We start from the raw sequence: 18569 nt of genomic DNA, 5'->3' as shown, positions 1-18569 counted from the left end.
GGCGGCCACCAGATAACTGGTCACCACCCAACTGATCTGGGTTTCGTTCGCCGATAAACTGCCCGCCATATAGGGCAGCGCCACGCTCACGATGGTGATGTCTAGCACTTGCATGACCGTGGCGGTGAGCAGCGCAGTACTGAGCCAGAAGCGGCTCAGCACAAGGGTACGATCGTTTTCGGCGTTGCTCTGGCAGGCCGATGGTGTAGGAGTAGGTGAGGACATGACGGCAGTGTATCTGCCGGATGGAACGTGATGGTTCACCGTGTGGTGAACTATCTTTGCACAGGCTGGTCTTTTGCGGTGTTGCCGCTCTCGCGGCGAGACTTCAGGAAAGGGCTGTCATGCGGGGATTATTCAAGAGCCGCAATGCCAAAACTTCGATGCCCAGCAGGCACCCAAATATCGCCGCGATCTGAAACCCGGAGTCGATCCGCACAAGGCTTGCCAATCCCGAGGAGATCGACCCGATCACCAACATCAGGAAGCCTTGCAAACTGGCGGCCACGCTGGCCCGGTGGGCGAATATACCCATAGATCGCGCCATGGCATTGGGAAAGATGAAGCCTTGCGCAAAGGCGACCAAAATAACGCCCGCCATGATGAGATAAATCTGCACGCCAGAACCGCTGGCTATCATGCAAACGACACCGAGGAAAAATAGGAGAATACCGGACTTCATGATGGGCATACTTTTGAAACGAGGAGCTACCACCCTGTTGATCAAGGTTCCCAGCAGATAGCTTGTCCCGCAGATAAGCGCGGTGGTACCGAAAAAGGAGGCGCTATGACCGAGTTTTACCTGGATGAGATAAGGACCAATGATATTCCACATCAAAAACGCCGAAAAACTCCCGCCAAGTAGGATGACGGACAGGAGGAACTCCCTGCTGGAGAGAATTTCTCCATATCCCAGGAGCGCATATCTGGGCGTTTGCCGTTTGCTGACGTCGAGAGATTCGCGCATACCGAACAGCACAAATAACAGCACGGTAAACCCGTAGACGCAGTAAATGGCGAAGTTCCAACGCCAGCCTACAGAATCTTCGACCAGTCCACCAATATACGGCGCAATGACAGGGCCTAACCCAAAAGCCAGGCTGAGGTAAATAATAGCCACGCGAAAACGATCGCCCTTGAAGTTGTCCACCAACATGGCGCGGGCGACCACCTGACAAGAACCGATCGCGAAACCTTGAAGTGCCCTGGCAATCATCAAGGTCTCAATATGGTGCGCCTGGGTAGCGAGCACGCTGCCCACGATAAAGGCGAACAGGCCCGTCAGCACTGCTGGTTTACGTCCTTTGGTGTCGGAAAACAAGCCAAAGAACAGTTGACCTAGCGCATAGGCGACGAGGAACACGGTAATCGTGCTCAGCATGACAGCTTGGGAGGTGTGCAGTGCGCGTCCTATGGCCGGAATACTCGGCGCATAGAGGTCGATGCCAATGCCGCCAAGACTGTTGATAAAGGCTGCCATAAATATGGTAAAGTTTTCAGATCGTTTTGACGTGCCGATCATGGTGACTCCGGTTCACGGGCTGCGAATTCCACGTCGGAAATGGCTTCGCCCGGCAGGCTGAGCAGGACCGCCTTCAGAAGACGGGCCAAATGTTGCCTGTCTCCGTCGCTGAGGCCACCAAGCACCATCTCCTGCGTCGCGACATGGATGGCAACGGCTGCCTCAGTGACTGCCAGGCCGTTCGCGCTCAGGTGAACCGAGAGCCCCCGGCCATCGGCTGGGTTGACAACTCGCTCGATCCATCCGGCCGACTCCAGGCGTGTAAGGCGATTGGTGATAGCCCCGGATGTGAGCATCAATGACCGATAAAGCTGCGTTGGCGACAGCGTATAGGGCGAACCGGAGCGACGCAGTGTCGCCAGCACATCAAACTCTCCCTCATTGAAGCCGAAAGGAGAGAGTGCTTCACTCCGCGCTTTTTCCAGGTGCTTGAGTAGCCGTCCCATGCGTCCGAAAACGCCCATGGAACTGACGTCCAGATCGGGCCGCTCCCTGGCCCACTGGTCGAGAAGGAGGTCTACATGGTCCTTGGGTATTGGGGGTTTCATCGGGGCGGCCATCCTTGGTGGAACTATCTTAATGCTAAGATAGTTCTGTGGTGGACCGTTGGCAAGTGGTGCTGGCGGCTGGGTTTTTCTTCGTGTCATTTTGTACACTATTCTGCGCTGGAATCATACGTGACTCCCCGTGCGAGGGGGCGGCGGCGAAAATCGCAGACCAACACCCAGTCGATTCCAGTGATTGATGGCGCCGATGGCCACCGTCAGGAACGTCACTTCTGTTTCCGTGAACTGAGACTGCAATGCCTCATAGACGGCGTCGGGCGCCCCCTGGGTCGCGAGCGCCGTCAGGCATTCCGCCCACGCCAAAGCGGCCTGCTCCCGTGCAGAAAAAATACCGGCATCCCTCCAGCCCGCGACCAGATCCAGCTTGACCGGTTCCACACCGATTTGACGGGCGACGTTCAGGTGGTACTGGATACAGAACGCACAGCCGTTGACTTGCGATACCCGCACCTTGATGAGTTCCGTCAGGGTTTTTTCAAGGCCGGAATCATCGACCGCTTTCCCTATCGCCAGTAGTGCGGCGTACGCTTCGGGCGCGGTCTTGGTGAAGGAGAGATAATCAATGCGGGCATGCTCCGTGGACATGGCTTGTTCCTTATGAGGCGACTCAGGTAGTATCAGAACTCTAACAACATATCAGAGTGCTTACAACATGGACGACGCAGCGCCAAAACCCCTCATCCCTCAAGTAGGCGAGGGCAAACGCGGGGAAAATGGTTATCTGGGCTACCTGCTACGGCAGGCTGCGGGGGCATACCGGCACCGGGTGGAACTGGCGCTCGCCGACCTGCGTGTAACGCCTCCACAATTTTCCGTGCTCACCATGCTGGCCGCCTATCCCGGCATTTCCAATGCCGATCTGGCGCGGCTGGCTCTCCTCACTCCGCAAACGGTCAGCACCATTGTCGCCAATCTGGAACGCGCCGGGGCCATCGTGCGCCAGCCGCATCATTACCATGGCCGTATCCAGCAGATTGATCTCAGCGAGACAGGTAAGTCGTTATTGGCGACCTGCCGTGAGCGGGTGCAGGGTATTGAGCGCCATATGGCCGATGGGCTTTCCCGAGAAGAAGAATCGGCGCTTCGAAAATGGCTGGTTCGCGTTGCCACGTCAGCTCCACGATAGTTGCCTAACTTGCTTGCGCACTGCCAGTCAATTGACAGGAAATATTTTGCGAGCAGATACTCACATTTTCTACTCGTATTTGAACTATGCTATTCGAACCCGCAAGCGCCCTCATCAACATCGCTCTATCAATACTTTCCAGGCAAGACAGTGATTCTGGCCGAGCTGATGGACGGCGGGACGAATCTCATTTAATTTGCCCCAATCGACGAAAATGCCGCTAAACGAGGTGCATATGATTTACACAGTTGAATGCAGTTTTACCGACCCGGCTGCAGAGGATGGGTGGAATGCGTTTTACAGCGACGAAAAGTTGCCTGCGTTAATTTCTGTTAGGGGGTTTCTCACATCCCAACGATTTAAATTATCCGAAGGAATACTTTCTGCGCCAACTTACCTCGCTGTTCACACTATTGCCAGTGAAGGGGTTCTTGAAAGCATGGATTATCGCCATAATGGCGGTGGCAATTTTGCAAAATGGCAACCCATGATTACAAATTGGCACAGGAATATTTATAGAGGGGTCGATCTGTTCGCAAATGTCACAAATGATCATCGTTTGTTAATTAGCAATGAAAGTGGTGACGTATTAAGAGCCTTTGGGTTTCAGGTGCAGCATCTATGCGCAATAGGACTTGATCGGACTCCAATGGAACGTTGGGTGGCGATTTCCGGCAATCTACCAGATTCAGCCCATCATCTGAAATCAGATGGAGTATGTATATACGTCCCTATGGGAAGGCAATTACAGAGTGATTCCACTCGCAGTACCAACAGAATCCCATGATCTGGCGCGAGTGGCGGGCCTGGGACCCACCACGGTGATCAATACACCGGCAACTCCGTCGTATCCACCACCCTGCGCAGCACAAAGCTGGAATGCACGCCGGTCACCCCCTCGATGCGCGTCAGGCGATGGAGTAAAAATTCCTGAAAATGCGCCATATCGCGCACGGCGACCTTGATCTGGTAATCCGCGTCATGGCCGGTGATGAGGTAGCACTCCAGGACCTCCGGCGAGCGACTGATTTCCGCCTCAAAATGCTCGAAACGCTCGGGGGTATGGCGGTCCATGCTGATGTGCATCAGCACCATCAGCGCCAGGCCCAGACGCTGCGGATCCAGCAGGGCCACACGTTTGCGGATGATTCCGGCTTCTTCCAGAGCCTGCACCCGGCGCAGGCAGGGGGAGGGGGACAAAGCGATGCGCTCGGCGAGACGCTGATTGCTGAGTCCGCCGTCGCGCTGTAGCTCCTCCAGAATGCGGCGGTCGTAGCGATCTAACTCTCTGGCAGGGGCTTTCGACTTCATAGCACAATATTACTCCGTTAATGGGTGTTGGTGCGCAATAATCATGCGACATAGTCGCTTTTATGGCCCCAATTCGCAAGCACCTGCCGCGACTTCTTCCCTATACTGCGCCCATCGTCACTTGCCGCAGGAGATTGGACCATGGGGACTTTCAACCACCGCCGTTACCGCGCCTTCGCGCCCGTTCACAAACCGGACCGGCGCTGGCCTAATCGCCGTATGCACCACGCGCCCGTCTGGACCAGCGTCGATCTGCGCGATGGCAATCAGGCGCTGGTCTCCCCCATGAGCGTCGAGCAAAAGCTCCGGATGTTCGATTTGCTCGTGCGTATGGGCTTTCGGGAGATCGAGGTGGGTTTTCCCGCCGCCTCCCAGCCCGACTTCGACTTTGTGCGGCGTATCATTGAAGAAGGGCGTATCCCCGAGCAGGTGACCATCCAGGTGCTCACTCAGGCGCGGGAAGCCCTGATTGACCGCACTTTCGAGGCGCTGAAAGGGGTGCGGCGGGCGATTGTCCATGTCTACAACTCCACCAACCCCGCCCAGCGCGCGCAGGTGTTCGGCCTGGATCGGGAGGGCATCCAGGCCATTGCCGTGCGGGGCGCGGAGTGGGTGAAGGCCGGAGCCGCACGCTATCCGGAAACGGAATGGGTCTTTCAGTATTCACCGGAGAGCTTCAGCACCACCGAGCCGGATTATGCGGTGGAGATCTGCGAGGCGGTCAACGGGGTCTGGCGGCCCGACCAGGGGCAGGCGGTGATCCTCAATCTGCCCGCCACCGTCGAGTCGTCCATGCCCAACGTCTTTGCGGACCAGATTGAATGGTTCTGCGACCATTTGCGCGGGCGTGAGCACGTGCAGATCAGCGTCCACACCCACAATGACCGCGGCTGCGCGGTGGCGGCGGCGGAACTGGCGGTGTTGGCGGGGGCCGACCGGGTGGAGGGCACCCTCTTCGGCAACGGCGAGCGCACCGGCAACATGGACATTCTCACCATGGCCATGAATCTCTACTCTCAGGGCATTGATCCGCAACTGGATATGTCCGTGGGCACGGAAATCGCGGAGATCTATACCGCGTGTACGGGCATGGTCGTGCCGCCGCGCCATCCCTGGTTTGGCGAACTGGTCTACACGGCGTTTTCCGGCAGTCATCAGGACGCCATCCGCAAGGGCATGCAACATCGGCGAGGACGGGAAGACGCCGTGTGGGAGGTGCCCTATCTGCCCGTCGATCCTACCGATTTGGGGCGCAAGTACGAAGAGGTGGTGCGCATCAACAGCCAGTCCGGGAAGGGCGGTGTCGCCCATGTGCTGGAGCGCGACCACGGCATTTCCTTGCCGCGCTGGTTGGCGCAGGACTTCAGCGTGGTGGTGCAGGCGGCTTCCGAACAGGAGACGGGTGAGGTCAGTTCAGCGCAGATTTATGCCCTGTTCCGGCGTCATTACTGCCATCCCGCGGAGGACTGGCACCTGCGCCGCTATCGTCTCAGCCGGGAAGGGGAGCAGGTCGCAGCGATCGTCGTTGTTGGTCCGGAGGCACGGCCGCATATTATGCAGGGCAAGGGGAGCGGCGCCGTAGGGGCCTTGGTCGATGCACTGATGCAGAGTTTGGGTGTACGTGCCGAGGTGGAACAGTTCGACCAGCATGCCCTCGGTAGCGGTACCGGCGCCCGCGCCATGGCTTGCGCCCGGGTCAGTGTGGACCATGGGCATGCGGCGGCATCCGCAGTGGCTTTTGGTGAGGATACCACCGAGGCCGCTTTGCAGGCGGTGCTCAGTGCTATTGGTCGGTCCGTTGCAAAAAACGTGGTTCCGCTTGCCGACGCCATTTCCTGCCCAGTGCTTATCGACGGCTAATCGTCCGTGAATGACAATGGGGATGGGGCCTAACATGTTCCGGCGCATTGGTCCTGGTCACACCAAGTGTGAAGTCAGTGCAGGTTTCGCCGACTTGTCTGTAAAACGCGGTTCCGGTCATCTGTGTTGTCCATCATGGATGCCCTCAAATATCCAGCACCTGCGCTTCTGTCACCCGCAGCAGTTCATCCAGGTCATTATGGGAAAATATCTCGGTACCTGGCCTGGCGGCCGTGCCGCTGCCGCAGGCGACGCCCAGACGCAGGGCTTCTGCCGGGCTTTGGCCGTGGACCAGCGCGGCGACGAGGCCCGCGACCATGGAGTCTCCTGAGCCGACTGTCGACTTCACTGGAACGGGGGGTGCCTTGGCGAAATAGCTGCCATCAGGCCCCACCAGCAGCGCACCGTCGCCCCCCAGGGATACACAAACATACTGTACCCCTTCTCGCTGTATGGCGCGGGCCTCCTTCGCCACCTCTTCCAGTGTGGGCAACTCGCGCTGGCGCAGCAGGGACAGCTCATAGCGGTTAGGTTTAATAAGGAAAGGTTTATGGGGAAGGGCGTGTTGCAGGAGGGCGCCATGGGCATCGACAATGGATTGTCCACCGACGGCGCGGACGCGATCGACCATGTCTCCATAGAAATGCTCATCCACGCCAAGGGAGACGGAACCTGTGAGTATCGCAAAACCGCCTTTGCACAGGTCCAGAAAGGCTTCCCGGACTTCGGCGAGAATGAGTTCTGAAACCCGCGGCCCGATGCCCGTGATTTCGAACTGGACGGCGGGATCACCCTGCAAAATAGTAGCATTAACGCGGGTTTCCCCCTCTACATGCACGCAGTGCGGATCATCCAGTTGATGCTGTAACAGCTTTTGTAGCAGTTCGCCGATATTGCCAGCCACGATACAGCAACTGTGGGCGTAGACCAGCAACTCCTTGAGGGCACGGGCGACATTGATGCCGTTACCGCCGGGATCGTAGCGGGTGGATGTGGCATGACTTTTCTGATCCGCAATCAGGTGCGCCACCTCGTAGGCGATGTCTACGGCCGGGTTGAGGGTGAGGGTGGCGATGGGCGGGCGGTGGGCGTTTTTTTCGGTCATGGCAGCATCTTGAGACGATGATAGTGCACCAACGCCGCCAGTCCGGCGGAAACTAGGCGGGCGCGGGCGGGATCAGCACGGGAGGTGAGAATAACCGGCACCCTGGCGCCCATCACGATCCCTGCCAGCGTTGCCCCGGCCAGATATTCCAGATCTTTGGCGAGGATATTGCCGGACACCAGATCGGGCACCAGCAGAATATCGGCGTCCCCAGCCACGGCACTGTGGATGCCCTTGATTTCCGCCGACTCCCTGGAGATGGCATTATCGAAGGCAAGGGGGCCATCCACCAGCGCGCCGGTAATCTGCCCGCGTTCCGCCATTTTCGACAGGCAGGCGGCATCTACGGTCGAGACAATAGCAGGATTGACCACTTCGACCGCCGAGAGAATGGCGGCTTTGGGTTGTGTGACATCCAGAATCCGTGCCAGATCAATGGCATTTTGCAGGATGGCCGCCTTGGTGGTCAGGTCCGGTGCGATATTGATGGCGGCATCGGTGATGAGCAGGAGTTTCGGATAAGTCTTGATATCCGCAACAAAGACATGGGAAAGACGCCGATCCGTGCGCAGCCTGGCGAGGATGGGATGGAGGAAGGCGTCGCTATGCAGGTGCCCCTTCATCAGCGCTTTGGCCTCTCCGGAGAGCACCAGTTCGACGCCCTTTTCAGCGGCAGCTTCGGCACTGTCGACGTGGATGATGCGAAAATTAGGGCAACTGCCGGGATCATGCCCCAATTTGAGCAGCAGGCTGCGAATTTTGTGTTCATCGCCGATGAGAATGGGCTCGACGATGCTCTGGGTTTTGGCTTCGCAGGCACCGCGCAGAACGTGTTCTTCGGCAGCATCTACCACGGCCACGGGGATGTCTTCCAGAGGGGCGACAGCAGCCAACAGGGCATCAAAGTGGGCGTAGGGCATGGATGATCCTCGTTCAATAGCCCGTTTTACGGCAGGGCGGGGCTGTGGTGTTCTTCCAGCGTCAGACCGTGGCCCTGGACGCGGAAAGTATACGTGGTGAACAATCCGAGCAGGCTGACCCCGACCATGAGCGCCAGCACCGCGGCGACGCCCAGGGCAGACTGAATGAGGGGTAGCAAAAACACACTGACGGTGGCCCCGATTTTGGCCACGGCGGCCGCGAATCCGGCACTGAAGGCGCGCACCTGGGTTGGATACATTTCCGTAGGCAAAATAAAGGTGGTGGCGTTGGGTCCTGCCGTCATAAAGAGATTGAAGGTCATAAAGCCGATCAGGACGAGGGGCAGATGGGTGCTCGTATCTCCGCGCATGCCGCTGGCAAAATAGAGTAAGCCCATCCCCAGTATCATACCGGTGAAGCCGATAATCTGCATGTGAATCCTCCCCAGACGGGGCACGGCCCAGAGGGAAAGCAGCGAACCCAGCAAGAGAAAAATATCGACCTTACCGCTATCCAGGGCGTTAGCGAAGTCCTGGCCGATGATGTGGATGCTGCCGGTTCCGCCGCCGCGCATGGTACCGAGCAGAATGGTCGTGAACAGACCGACGCCATAGGTAGATATATCCATGAAAAACCAGGGCATGGTGACCAGGAAGGTACGGCGCCGGTACTCCGGGGAAAAAAGCGTGGCAATACCCATGTGTCGGCCCGGCTGGATCTTCGCGACATGGTGGATTTTCCGGCCCAGATGTTTGGCCATGGTGACGAGCAGCTCTTTTTGCTGGGGTGCGAAGTGCTCCAGAATATGTACGGCCTGGGCGTTGCGACCATGCGCTATACACCAGCGCACACTTTCCGGGAGCGTCAGACGGCCAAGCAGGTAAGGAAGTACCAGCAACGCTTCGCCGGCCAGCAACCAGCGCCAGGTATTACCTCCGGGATGGGCACTTTGCAAAAGGATCAGAGCGAAACCGGCACCCATCAGCATGCCGATGGACTGCACGGCGATGGAGGCGGCCATCATGCGTCCGCGCCGACCCTGTGGCATGAATTCCGCTAGATAACTACTCCCCACGGGGAAATCCATGCCAATACCAACGCCAACCAGCAGTTCAGCACTGATGAGGACCGTGCCACTGGGCGCCAGCGCGGTCAATAGGGCCGCGATGATGAGCAGTACCATATCCATGATCATAATGGGCTTGCGTCCGAAGTGATCGGCCAGATGCCCGCCGGCCAGCGCGCCGATCACCGTTCCGCCCATGAGCATGCCCGCCGCCAGGCCGACGCTGGTGGCTGGCATGGCAAATATGGGAATGATCAGGGGGAGCGTGACGCCGAGCAGGAACATGGAGACGCCACTGAGTAGGGTGCCGCCGGTGGACAGCGCCCAGATACGATAATGAAAGGGCAGCATGGGGCTTTCGTCGAGAATCCGGGTCATGCTGGCATGATCGGGGTGGACCGGGTGGAGGAGCGCCTTTGGGGTTGCAGGGTGGTGGGTTGTACCAGATTTCAACGATGCTGCTCCTGCCTAGGTAAGAGTCGGTGGCTGTGTCGGGCGATCATCAGATCTTCATTGGTGGGGATGACAAGGATTTCGACGGGGCTGTTTGGCACTGAAATGCGTGATCCGGGGCCTTCGTTGGCGACCGGGTCTATTTCCAGACCCAGTCCCAGCAGGGGGCGGCAAATAGCCCAGCGGACTGCGGCCGCGTGTTCGCCGATGCCCCCGGTAAAAACGAGGCGATCCAGTCCACCCAGCACCGCCATCAGGCTGCCGATGGCCTTGCGCGCACTATAAGCGAATATGTCGATGGCCTGTGCCGCATGGGGATCGCCACCGCGCAGCTTCAGCAGAGTCTGCATGTCGCCGCTGCAGGCAGAAATACCGAGCAAGCCGGATAAATGATTGAGGACGCGCTCCAGTTGCGCCGCATTGTAGCCCTTTTCTTCCAGCAGATAGAGCAGGACGCCGGGGTCGAGATCGCCGCTGCGCGTGCCCATGACCAGTCCGCCGGTGGGGGTGAGGCCCATGGTGGTGTCGCGGCATTGCCCGTTATGTACCGCCGCCATGCTCGCGCCATTGCCGAGGTGAGCGATGATGGTCTTGCCGGTGGCGTGATTGGGGAGCCGACTGACGATATATTCGTAAGAGAGACCATGAAAACCATACTTATGGACCCCTTCCTGCCAGAGATTGCGCGGCAGGGGCAGGCGGCTGGCTATTTCCGGGATGGTCTGGTGAAAAGCCGTATCGAAGCAGGCGACCTGCGGAATATGGGGCCACACCGCCTGTACGGCCTCAATGGCGGCGATTTCTGCGGGGAGATGTAAAGGGGCAAAACGCAGGGCGGCGCGCAGATCGTTGAGAATCCGGGCATCCACCAGGCAATGCGCCTGATGATGCGGTCCGCCGGAGACAATGCGGTGGCCGACGCCATCCGGCGTTGCACACTGTACTTCCGCCAGGACGGCAAAAACGACCTTCAGTGCCTCCTGCTGCTGGGGCATGGCCAGCTGCCGGTCAATGGCCCGCTCTTCTCCCTGTTGCAGCCACAAACGCCCTACACTCTGCCCGATACGCTCGGCGGCGCCTTCCGCGAGTTTCTCTTCTCCCTCAGCCCCCAGCGCAAAAACCGCGAACTTGATGGAGGATGAACCGCTGTTGAGGCAGAGAATATGTCGGGTTGCCGCCATGCTCACAGGCGTCTTTCATCAGCGGCTAACCAGCACAGGTCCTCCAGCCGTTTACCAAGACGTTGCAGGAAACGCGCAGCGTCCGCGCCAAAAATCACCCGATGATCGCAGCTCAGGGTAAAGTCCGTACGTCCATCACTGCCCGCGGCAGCCACGGCAAGTATGGCGGAGGCACCCACTGGCACGATGGCATTGAAACGCTCCACTTCCGGGAAAACCCCGAGATTGGAGAGGTAGAAGCTGGCGCCCTGATAATCTTCTGGATAAATCCGGCCTCTTTTGATCTTGCCCAGCATTATTCGCCAGTCTTCGGCAAGCTCTTTGAGTGGACGGACGGCCGCATCGCGCAAAACGGGGGTAATCAGGCCGCCTCCTGAATCCACCGCAACGCCTACATCCACCCGACTGCGCCTGGCCAACCCCTGTCGGGTCCAGACATGGTTAAACCAGGGATCTTCGGCGACGGTCAGGGCGCAGGCGCGGGTCAGGGCGAGAGTCAGACTGAGGCCCACCTGTCTGGCGGCAGTGTGTAGGGGCGCCATGACAAAACGGCTGCTGATGAGGAAGGTGGGAGTGTCGAGGGTCGCCGACATATTGTGGGCCACTGCGGCCCGGAGCATGCCGGGTCGCTCAATGGTGTAGGGCGGACCCATGTGTAGATCGGTATCTTCGGGCGCCAGGGCGCTGGCCGGCACCTGGACTGCGTGAATGGTACCATTGCTGGCTTGGGTGGCCTCCTGGGTATCAACAATATAGCCAATAGCCTGCCGCACCGGAATGTCCGTATCCACTGCGACCAGAGGTCCTGCCAGATAACCATCGGCAAAGGCTTCCACATCCAGAATCGCTTTATCTGTTTCGACCTCGGCAACGGCTTCGCCTTTCTTGACCGTTTCACCGACGGCCTTGTTCCAGCGGGTGAGGCGTCCGGTCTGCATGGTGTCGGACAACACCGGCATGGTGATTTCTGTTTTCATGTGCTTTCTCCTTGGATGCCATGTTTGAGGAGGATGCTGTGTCCGGTCATGGCGTTGGGCTGCGGCAGACCCATGAGCTCCAGGATGGTGGGGGCGATGTCGGCGGTACCACGACCAATACCCAGATGTGCGTCCGGTTCGCCAATCAGCAGCATAGGCACCGGATACACCGTGTGCTGGGTATGGGGCTCGCCGCTTACCGGGTCCACCATTTCGTCGCAATTGCCATGATCGGCGGTGAGAATCACCTTGAAGCCCTGCCGCTGCGCCACCTGCAGCACCCGGTGAAACTGCAGGTCGAGGGTCTCCACCGCGCGCAGGATGGCGGGGATTTTGGCGGTATGACCGACCATATCGCCATTGGCAAAGTTCACCAGGACAAAGGCGTAGTCACCACTCTCCAGTGCTGCGATGATCCGGTCCGCCACCTGAGGCGCGCTCATCTCTGGCTTCAGGTCATAGGTGGCCACCTGTGGTGAGGGGATGATCTCGCGATCTTCCCCCGGAAAGGGGTCTTCCCGCCCGCCATTGAAAAAATAGGTCACGTGGGCATATTTCTCGGTCTCGGCGCAGTGGAACTGCTTCAGACCGGCGTCGCTGACCACTTCGGCCAGGACCCTGTCGGGAATTTCGGGGGGGAAAAGGACTGGAAAGGGATACTCGTCGTTGTAGGAGGTCATGCACAGGGCACGTCTGGCGGCCTCGCCCTGCCGGTCGAAGTGCTTGAAGTCGGGCATGGCGACGGCCGCACTCAACTGACGCATGCGATCCGAACGGAAGTTAAAGAAGAAGACCGGCTCATCGGGTGCTATGCGGTTTTGTTGCGGATCGCCGATGATGGTGGGCGGAATGAACTCATCCCCCTCACCGCGCTTCCAGGCACTGTGGATGGCGGCCTCAGCACTGTCCGCAGTGAGCCCTTCCCCGCGCAGCAGGGCGGCCCAGGCCTTTTCCGTCCTGTCCCAATATCCGGCGCGGTCCATGGCCGTATAGCGCCCGCAGATGGTGGCAATGCGGCCCTTCTCCAGTTGGTGCAGGGTTGCCTCCACCTGACGGGCATAGAGGTCAGCGCACTGCGGCGCCGTGTCACGCCCGTCGGTAATCATATGCACTACCGGCTCCACACCCGCCGCCGCCACCAGCGGCAGGATGCCCAGCAAATGCTCGATATGGGAGTGCACGCCACCATCGGAGACCATGCCCACCAGATGCAGGCGTCTGGTGTCCCTGAGTATATTCTGCCAGGCCGGAATCTGCGCAAAACTGCTGTCCGTCAGGCTATCGGAAATGCGCACCAGATCCTGCAGGAGAATCCGCCCCGAGCCCAGGGTGAGGTGACCCACCTCCGAATTGCCGAATTGCCCGTCCGGCAAGCCCACCGCCCGCCCCGAAGCCTGCAGGGCGGTATGGGGAAAACTGGCAAAGTAATGATCGAGATGCGGCGTCTGTGCCTGTGCCCAACCGTTAAAGGCACGATTCGGGTTAAGACCGAAACCATCAAAGATCACCAGCAATACCGGGTTGACCTTCATACCTCTCCGCTCCGCTTTTTCTCTACGTCCAATACATGCAAGGTGGTGGCCAGCACCGTATCCGGGTTCAGGCTCATGGACTGAATACCGATCTGCACCAGAAACTCCGCCATTTCCGGGTAGTCCGAAGGTGCCTGTCCGCAAAGCCCGGAGTGGATGCCATTACGAGCGCAGCCCTCCACCGCGAGGCGGATCATCTCTTTGACGCCATCGTCCCGTTCATCATAGTCGAAAGCGACAATGGCCGAGTCGCGATCGACGCCCAGGGTGAGCTGGGTGAGATCATTGCTGCCAATAGAAAAACCGTCAAAGCGTTTGGCAAATTGATCGATCAGAATGACATTGTTGGGGATTTCGCACATGGCATAAACCTGCAAGCCATTTTCGCCACGGCGCAGGCCGAACTCCGCCATCTTCGCCAGCACGTCGTCCGCTTCTTGCACTCGGCGCACAAAGGGCAGCATGAGGATGATGTTATCCAGCCCCATCTCTTCGCGGACCCGCTTCATGGCCAGACATTCCAGGCGGAACCCTTCGGCATAAGCCGGGTGTGCGTAGCGCGAGGCACCGCGGAAGCCGAGCATCGGGTTATCTTCTTCCGGCTCAAACCAGCGTCCCCCCAACAGTGCGGCATATTCGTTGCTTTTGAAGTCGGACATGCGCACGACCACCGGCTTCGGATAAAATGCGGCCGCGATGGTTCCGATGCCTTCCGACAAGCGTTCCACAAAGAAATCGGCGGGCTGGGCGTAGCCCTGGGTCAGTGCGGCCAATGCTTTGCGCTCATGGGCATCCGCGACCTTTTCCGGATGCAGCAGCGCCATGGGATGGGCCTTGATGGCGCTGTTGATGATGAACTCCATCCGCGCCAGGCCAATGCCATCGTTGGGTAACATGCACGTCTGAAAAGCGATTTCCGGATTGCCGAGGTTGATCATGATCTGCGTCTGCGGACGGGGCAGGGTGGCCAGATCGGTATGGCGGACCATGAAGGGCAGGGCACCGGCGTAGACGCTGCCGATATCGCCACTGGCACAGGATATGGTCACACTGTCGCCATCCTGTAACGCGGTGGTCGCGTGATCACAGCCGACGACGGCAGGGATGCCCAGTTCCCGGGCGATAATGGCGGCATGGCAGGTGCGTCCGCCGCGATTGGTGACGATGGCGGCCGCCTCTTTCATGACGGGCTCCCAGTCGGGGGTGGTGGTTTCCGCCACCAGAATCTCCCCGGGCTTGAACTCCGCCAGATGTTTCACATCGCTGATAATATGCACCGGACCGGAAGCAATCTTGCTGCCGATGGCGCGCCCCTGCACCAGTACGGTGCCCTGACCGTCAAGGATGTACTCTTCGAGCACTTGACCCTGTTTCTGCGAGGCCACGGTTTCTGGTCGCGCCTGGACCATGTAAAGCTGGCCGTCGGTGCCATCTTTTGCCCACTCCATGTCCATAGGTCGGCTTTCCTGCATTTTCCGGCTGTAATGCTGTTCGACCTTGATGGCGTAATCGGCGAGAGTCAGCACGTCCGCGTCGCTGAGGCAGAAGCTGTCCTGTTCATGGCGCTGGGTGGCGACATTGCGGGTGCTGTGCCTAGTGTCCCCTTCGGTATAGATCATTTTGATTTTCTTGCTGCCCAGCACCCGCCGCAACACGGTTTTTTTGCCACGCAGAAAAGCCGGTTTGAAGACATAGAATTCGTCGGGGTCCACGGTACCCTGCACCACATTCTCGCCCAGCCCCCAGGATGCGGTGATGAATACCACGTCGCGGAAGCCCGTTTCGGTATCCAGAGAAAACATCACGCCGCTGGTCGCTTTGTCCGAACGCACCATCTTCATGATCCCGATGGAAAGGGCAACCTTGAAATGATCAAAGCCCTGATCAACCCGATAGTGAATGGCGCGGTCGGTGAACAGACTGGCAAAACAGCGGTGGCAGGCATCGAGCAGAGTGGTTTCGCCGGAAATATTGAGATAGGTATCCTGCTGACCGGCAAAACTGGCAGTGGGCAAGTCTTCGGCGGTTGCCGAGGAACGGACCGCTACCGACAGTGCTTCGCCATATTCCTTACGCAGTTCGGCATAAGCCGTCAGAATCTCTGCCTGTAAGTCTGCGGGTAACGGCGCGCTGTAGATGATTTCGCGTGCCCGCGCGCCGCGTCTGGCCAGATCGGTGACGTTGGTCGGGTCTAACCCATCCAGCGCATTACGCAACGCCGACCAGGCGCCGGCCTGATCGAGCAGGTAACGATAGGCCTCACCGGTGATGGCAAAACCATTGGGAACCTTTACGCCCTGTGGACTCAGTTCCCGGTACATTTCTCCCAACGAGGCATTTTTGCCGCCTACCAGAGGCACGTCCTCTATACGGATGTCTTTGAAAAACCGAATATAGCGACCAGACATGACCCTCTCCTCTGCTGTAAATCCGATTACCACCTCTCAATTAAACATAGTAGACATGTCGGGGACCGGCAAGCCTTGGCAGCTCTGAGCGAGGGCTCAGATGTTGCCGGATGGCTTCTGGGGCAGGGCGGATGCTTTGGTGTCCTTTGTCGGTTCGAAGGCCTTCCACGATACCCGCAACTCGGGCAGAGGTCGATTCAGCAAATGTTCCAGGCGTTCGATTTCCGGGGCATAAAGTTCTTGCAGAAAACGGCGCGCTGCGCTGTCCATGGGTGGCTTGCGACCGGCGCGCAGGAAAAAGTGACGCCAGATATATTCGCCCCAGCTATGCGGGAAAAGATGCTCGCCGATAAAACGGCTCATACGTCCGCTGGCAAGGCGCCTGGCCCAGTTCCCGCGCGGCAGACGGTGCGCGTTGTGGGCCGTTCCCAAGTCAATGGCGCGCATGGCCGCACGATCAATGTCCAGAAAATCGGCAATGCCCTCCAGCACCGCCAGCGGGTTTTTTTTGAGATCTTCCAGGAGGCAAACGTGCACATGGTCGGCACCAAAACGCTGCTGATAGCGGATGATCTGCGCCGTATAGCGCCCGAGTTCCACATAGAGTTGGGAGATGCCCCAGCCTTTGTCGGGACGGGTCCAGTCCCGCTGTAACGCTTCCATAAACGGCAGATCAAGGACACCTTCATTGAAATCCATGAGGTATTGGGCGTAGGCCCGCTGTACCGGGTCGCGCAGGATGACAATGATCCGTGCATCCGGCTGCACGGCATGGATACGCTCCGGGGCCTCTTCGCACCAGAGATAAGAAGGGCTGGCATCCCCGATGCGGGGAAACTGAATCGCACCCCGGTAGAGGTGCTGATATTGCTCGACATTGGCTACGTACTGAATCAGATGGGTCTGTTCGGGAGACGGATGGGGCCGGGTGAAAAAATGCGGTTCTTTCATCGTCGGCAAAAAAACCTGGGGATGTTGCCGCAAGTAGGCATAGAGCGAAGTCGTGCCGCTCTTTACCGCACCAACGATATAGAAATTGGGCCATATACCTTGGGACATTATGCGGTTCCTTTATTGTTCCACGCTATAAAAGTCGTGAAAGCCCATCTGTCTGAGTTCGGCAATGACTTTGACGGCGGTGATGCCATCTGGCAGCGGACCGATCTGTACCTTGTAATACGGCTGCCCTTGCACCAGTCCCGGTACGATAAGCACGCCGTGAATGCCCGCCTTGATCAGGCGGTCACGCTCGCGAGTGGCGTTGTTGACCCGACTGAAAGCCCCGGTTTGCAGGAAGCTTTGTGACGGCGCAGGTATCTCCGGGGCCATGGGCAGGGATGCCACCGTACCCGTGCCCCTCGCTGTGATTGCCGGAGGGGTGGCAGCAGGCATCAGAGCGACGATCTGTACCGGCGCGGTCCCTTGTCCGGCCATCCCCAGGGCGTTGGCTGCTCCATAAGAGAGATCCATTACCCGACCATCCACAAAGGGGCCGCGATCATTGACCAGCACGACAATGCTGCGCCCGTTGCTGAGGTTGGTGACCCGGGCGCAGGTGGGTAATGGCAGATCCCTGCTGGCGGCACTGAAGGCGCGGGGCCGGAAGGGGGTGCCCACGGCGGTGGTGGAACCGGACTCCCAGCCGTACCAGGAGGCCATACCGCGCACTGTGTACCCCGTGGAACTGGTCAGTGGCGCGTAGTGGCGACCATGAATCTGATAGGGACGGTTATAGGCAGCGCGCAGATCAGGGGCGGGAGTAGCGCAGGCCGCAGAGGAAGACGGCGAAGCGCCGGCGGCAGAGGGTGGTGTCGAGACCCCCGCACAGCCGCCCACCAGTGCCATCCCCATGCCTGCCGCCGTGTAGAGGATATGCCGTACGCGCCTAACGACCATCCGCAGGCTCCAGCAGATTGATCATAATCTCCGTATAGATCTGGGACAAATGTTCCAGATCGGCAACGGCGACGCACTCGTTGGTCTTGTGGATGGTGGCATTGATGGGTCCGAGTTCTACGACTTGCCCCCCCAACTGGGCGATGAAGCGTCCGTCCGAGGTGCCGCCGCCGGTAGAGAGCCGGGCTTCGTGCTGTTCTACGGCTTGCAAGGCCTTTTGGGTGGCGGCCACCAGGGGACCGGGTGCAGTAAAGAAGGGCGGACCGGACAACTGCCAGTCAATGGTGTAGCGCATGGCGGAGGCGTCCAGAATTTTGTGGACCCCTGACTGCAAAGATTCCGGCGTGGACTCCGTGGAAAAACGGAAATTAAAATCCGCCTGCAACTGGCCGGGAATGACGTTGTTAGCCCCGGTACCCGCATGGATATTGGAGAACTGCAGACGGGTGGGCGGGAAAAAATCATTCCCCGCATCCCAAGCCTGATCCACGAGGTCCGCGAGTGGGCGAAAAGCGCGATGGATGGGATTATCGGCTTTGTCAGGGTAGGCTACATGACCCTGTATACCCTGCACGGTCAGACGTCCGTTCAGCGACCCGCGCCGGCCATTTTTGATGACATCGCCCAGCATGTTTTCGGAAGAGG

The 18569-nt window shown here is 58.9% G+C and carries 17 protein-coding genes and 1 pseudogene; 3 read left to right on the top strand and 15 right to left on the bottom strand.

The genetic code is table 11. From position 1 onward, the window contains the following. The 4 genes and pseudogenes from M7F93_RS07965 to M7F93_RS07950 all read right to left on the bottom strand — a co-directional run. Positions 1-225: pseudogene (locus M7F93_RS07965) on the bottom strand (hypothetical protein); the annotation flags it as partial. A 103-nt stretch (positions 226-328) separates the two neighbouring features. Continuing rightward, positions 329-1522 (bottom strand): multidrug effflux MFS transporter, encoded by a 1194-nt coding sequence (locus tag M7F93_RS07960; RefSeq protein ID WP_298171630.1) that lies wholly within the window; start codon positions 1520-1522, stop codon positions 329-331. Continuing rightward, a complete protein-coding gene (locus M7F93_RS07955; protein ID WP_298171627.1) occupies positions 1519-2070 on the bottom strand; it encodes a MarR family winged helix-turn-helix transcriptional regulator in 552 nt (183 codons plus the stop codon). The genes M7F93_RS07960 and M7F93_RS07955 overlap by 4 nt, the downstream gene beginning before the upstream one ends. 123 nt (positions 2071-2193) lie before the next feature. Beyond that, on the bottom strand, positions 2194-2673 hold the full coding sequence (locus tag M7F93_RS07950) for a carboxymuconolactone decarboxylase family protein (protein WP_298171624.1): 480 nt from the start codon (positions 2671-2673) through the stop codon (positions 2194-2196). Positions 2674-2740: 67 nt separating this feature from the next. On the opposite strand from M7F93_RS07950, the gene M7F93_RS07945 reads away from it, so the two are divergent. Both M7F93_RS07945 and M7F93_RS07940 read left to right on the top strand, forming a co-directional pair. Continuing rightward, the gene (locus M7F93_RS07945) at positions 2741-3214 is read left to right on the top strand and encodes a MarR family winged helix-turn-helix transcriptional regulator (RefSeq protein ID WP_298171621.1); all 474 of its coding nucleotides are present in this window, start codon (positions 2741-2743) and stop codon (positions 3212-3214) included. 235 nt (positions 3215-3449) lie between these two features. After that, a complete protein-coding gene (locus M7F93_RS07940; RefSeq protein WP_298171619.1) occupies positions 3450-4001 on the top strand; it encodes a hypothetical protein in 552 nt (183 codons plus the stop codon). Between the two features lie 38 nt (positions 4002-4039). Here the strand turns inward: M7F93_RS07940 and M7F93_RS07935 are convergent, their stop codons facing one another. Continuing rightward, positions 4040-4525, bottom strand: coding sequence for an Lrp/AsnC family transcriptional regulator (locus M7F93_RS07935; RefSeq protein ID WP_298171616.1), 486 nt, complete (start codon positions 4523-4525; stop codon positions 4040-4042). Positions 4526-4666: 141 nt separating this feature from the next. Between M7F93_RS07935 and M7F93_RS07930 the strand changes: the two genes are divergently transcribed. Next, positions 4667-6385 carry a 2-isopropylmalate synthase gene (locus M7F93_RS07930; RefSeq protein ID WP_298171613.1) on the top strand — a complete coding sequence of 573 codons (1719 nt, stop codon included), beginning with the start codon at positions 4667-4669 and terminating at the stop codon, positions 6383-6385. A gap of 145 nt (positions 6386-6530) precedes the next feature. On the opposite strand, the gene M7F93_RS07925 is transcribed toward M7F93_RS07930, so the two are convergent. The 10 genes from M7F93_RS07925 to dapE all read right to left on the bottom strand — a co-directional run. Further along, a complete protein-coding gene (locus tag M7F93_RS07925) occupies positions 6531-7490 on the bottom strand; it encodes a 1-phosphofructokinase family hexose kinase (protein WP_298171610.1) in 960 nt (319 codons plus the stop codon). Next, positions 7487-8410 (bottom strand): bifunctional enoyl-CoA hydratase/phosphate acetyltransferase, encoded by a 924-nt coding sequence (locus tag M7F93_RS07920; protein ID WP_298171607.1) that lies wholly within the window; start codon positions 8408-8410, stop codon positions 7487-7489. Before M7F93_RS07920 ends, M7F93_RS07925 begins: the two co-directional genes overlap by 4 nt. Before the next feature lie 26 nt (positions 8411-8436). After that, the gene (locus M7F93_RS07915) at positions 8437-9930 is read right to left on the bottom strand and encodes an MFS transporter (protein WP_298171604.1); all 1494 of its coding nucleotides are present in this window, start codon (positions 9928-9930) and stop codon (positions 8437-8439) included. Beyond that, complete coding sequence (locus M7F93_RS07910; RefSeq protein WP_298171633.1) at positions 9927-11111, bottom strand: acetate/propionate family kinase; 1185 nt, start codon at positions 11109-11111, stop codon at positions 9927-9929. The genes M7F93_RS07915 and M7F93_RS07910 overlap by 4 nt, the downstream gene beginning before the upstream one ends. A gap of 2 nt (positions 11112-11113) precedes the next feature. After that, complete coding sequence (locus M7F93_RS07905; protein ID WP_298171602.1) at positions 11114-12088, bottom strand: 2-oxo acid dehydrogenase subunit E2; 975 nt, start codon at positions 12086-12088, stop codon at positions 11114-11116. Next, a complete protein-coding gene (gene gpmI, locus M7F93_RS07900; protein WP_298171599.1) occupies positions 12085-13620 on the bottom strand; it encodes a 2,3-bisphosphoglycerate-independent phosphoglycerate mutase in 1536 nt (511 codons plus the stop codon). Before gpmI ends, M7F93_RS07905 begins: the two co-directional genes overlap by 4 nt. Next, positions 13617-16028, bottom strand: a complete 2412-nt coding sequence (ppsA, locus tag M7F93_RS07895; protein WP_298171597.1) for a phosphoenolpyruvate synthase — start codon at positions 16026-16028, stop codon at positions 13617-13619. Before ppsA ends, gpmI begins: the two co-directional genes overlap by 4 nt. A 96-nt stretch (positions 16029-16124) precedes the next feature. Next, entirely contained in the window at positions 16125-17087 is a 963-nt protein-coding gene (locus M7F93_RS07890) for a sulfotransferase family protein (protein ID WP_298171594.1), read from the bottom strand. 12 nt (positions 17088-17099) lie between these two features. Continuing rightward, positions 17100-17924, bottom strand: coding sequence for an SPOR domain-containing protein (locus tag M7F93_RS07885; protein WP_298171591.1), 825 nt, complete (start codon positions 17922-17924; stop codon positions 17100-17102). Next, a partial coding sequence (gene dapE, locus M7F93_RS07880) for a succinyl-diaminopimelate desuccinylase (protein WP_298171588.1) occupies positions 17914-18569 on the bottom strand: 656 nt, incomplete at its 5' end. The genes M7F93_RS07885 and dapE, both read right to left, overlap by 11 nt.

Origin of the sequence: Acidithiobacillus sp. (assembly GCF_027322205.1) — a bacterium.
In the GTDB taxonomy this organism is placed as follows: Bacteria; Pseudomonadota; Gammaproteobacteria; order Acidithiobacillales; family Acidithiobacillaceae; genus Acidithiobacillus.
Note: the sequence above shows the minus strand (reverse complement) of the source record. Positions and strands in the feature narration are given on the sequence as shown.

Coding starts and splice junctions, on each gene's coding strand:
- M7F93_RS07945 (WP_298171621.1), top strand. CDS start 2,741: ATGGACGACGCAGCGCCAAAACCCCTCATCCCTCAAGTAGGCGAGGGC.
- M7F93_RS07930 (WP_298171613.1), top strand. CDS start 4,667: ATGGGGACTTTCAACCACCGCCGTTACCGCGCCTTCGCGCCCGTTCAC.
- M7F93_RS07890 (WP_298171594.1), bottom strand. CDS start 17,087: ATGTCCCAAGGTATATGGCCCAATTTCTATATCGTTGGTGCGGTAAAG.
- M7F93_RS07950 (WP_298171624.1), bottom strand. CDS start 2,673: ATGTCCACGGAGCATGCCCGCATTGATTATCTCTCCTTCACCAAGACC.
- M7F93_RS07885 (WP_298171591.1), bottom strand. CDS start 17,924: ATGGTCGTTAGGCGCGTACGGCATATCCTCTACACGGCGGCAGGCATG.
- M7F93_RS07905 (WP_298171602.1), bottom strand. CDS start 12,088: ATGAAAACAGAAATCACCATGCCGGTGTTGTCCGACACCATGCAGACC.
- M7F93_RS07940 (WP_298171619.1), top strand. CDS start 3,450: ATGATTTACACAGTTGAATGCAGTTTTACCGACCCGGCTGCAGAGGAT.
- M7F93_RS07925 (WP_298171610.1), bottom strand. CDS start 7,490: ATGACCGAAAAAAACGCCCACCGCCCGCCCATCGCCACCCTCACCCTC.
- ppsA (WP_298171597.1), bottom strand. CDS start 16,028: ATGTCTGGTCGCTATATTCGGTTTTTCAAAGACATCCGTATAGAGGAC.
- gpmI (WP_298171599.1), bottom strand. CDS start 13,620: ATGAAGGTCAACCCGGTATTGCTGGTGATCTTTGATGGTTTCGGTCTT.
- M7F93_RS07935 (WP_298171616.1), bottom strand. CDS start 4,525: ATGAAGTCGAAAGCCCCTGCCAGAGAGTTAGATCGCTACGACCGCCGC.
- M7F93_RS07960 (WP_298171630.1), bottom strand. CDS start 1,522: ATGATCGGCACGTCAAAACGATCTGAAAACTTTACCATATTTATGGCA.
- M7F93_RS07955 (WP_298171627.1), bottom strand. CDS start 2,070: ATGAAACCCCCAATACCCAAGGACCATGTAGACCTCCTTCTCGACCAG.
- M7F93_RS07920 (WP_298171607.1), bottom strand. CDS start 8,410: ATGCCCTACGCCCACTTTGATGCCCTGTTGGCTGCTGTCGCCCCTCTG.
- M7F93_RS07910 (WP_298171633.1), bottom strand. CDS start 11,111: ATGGCGGCAACCCGACATATTCTCTGCCTCAACAGCGGTTCATCCTCC.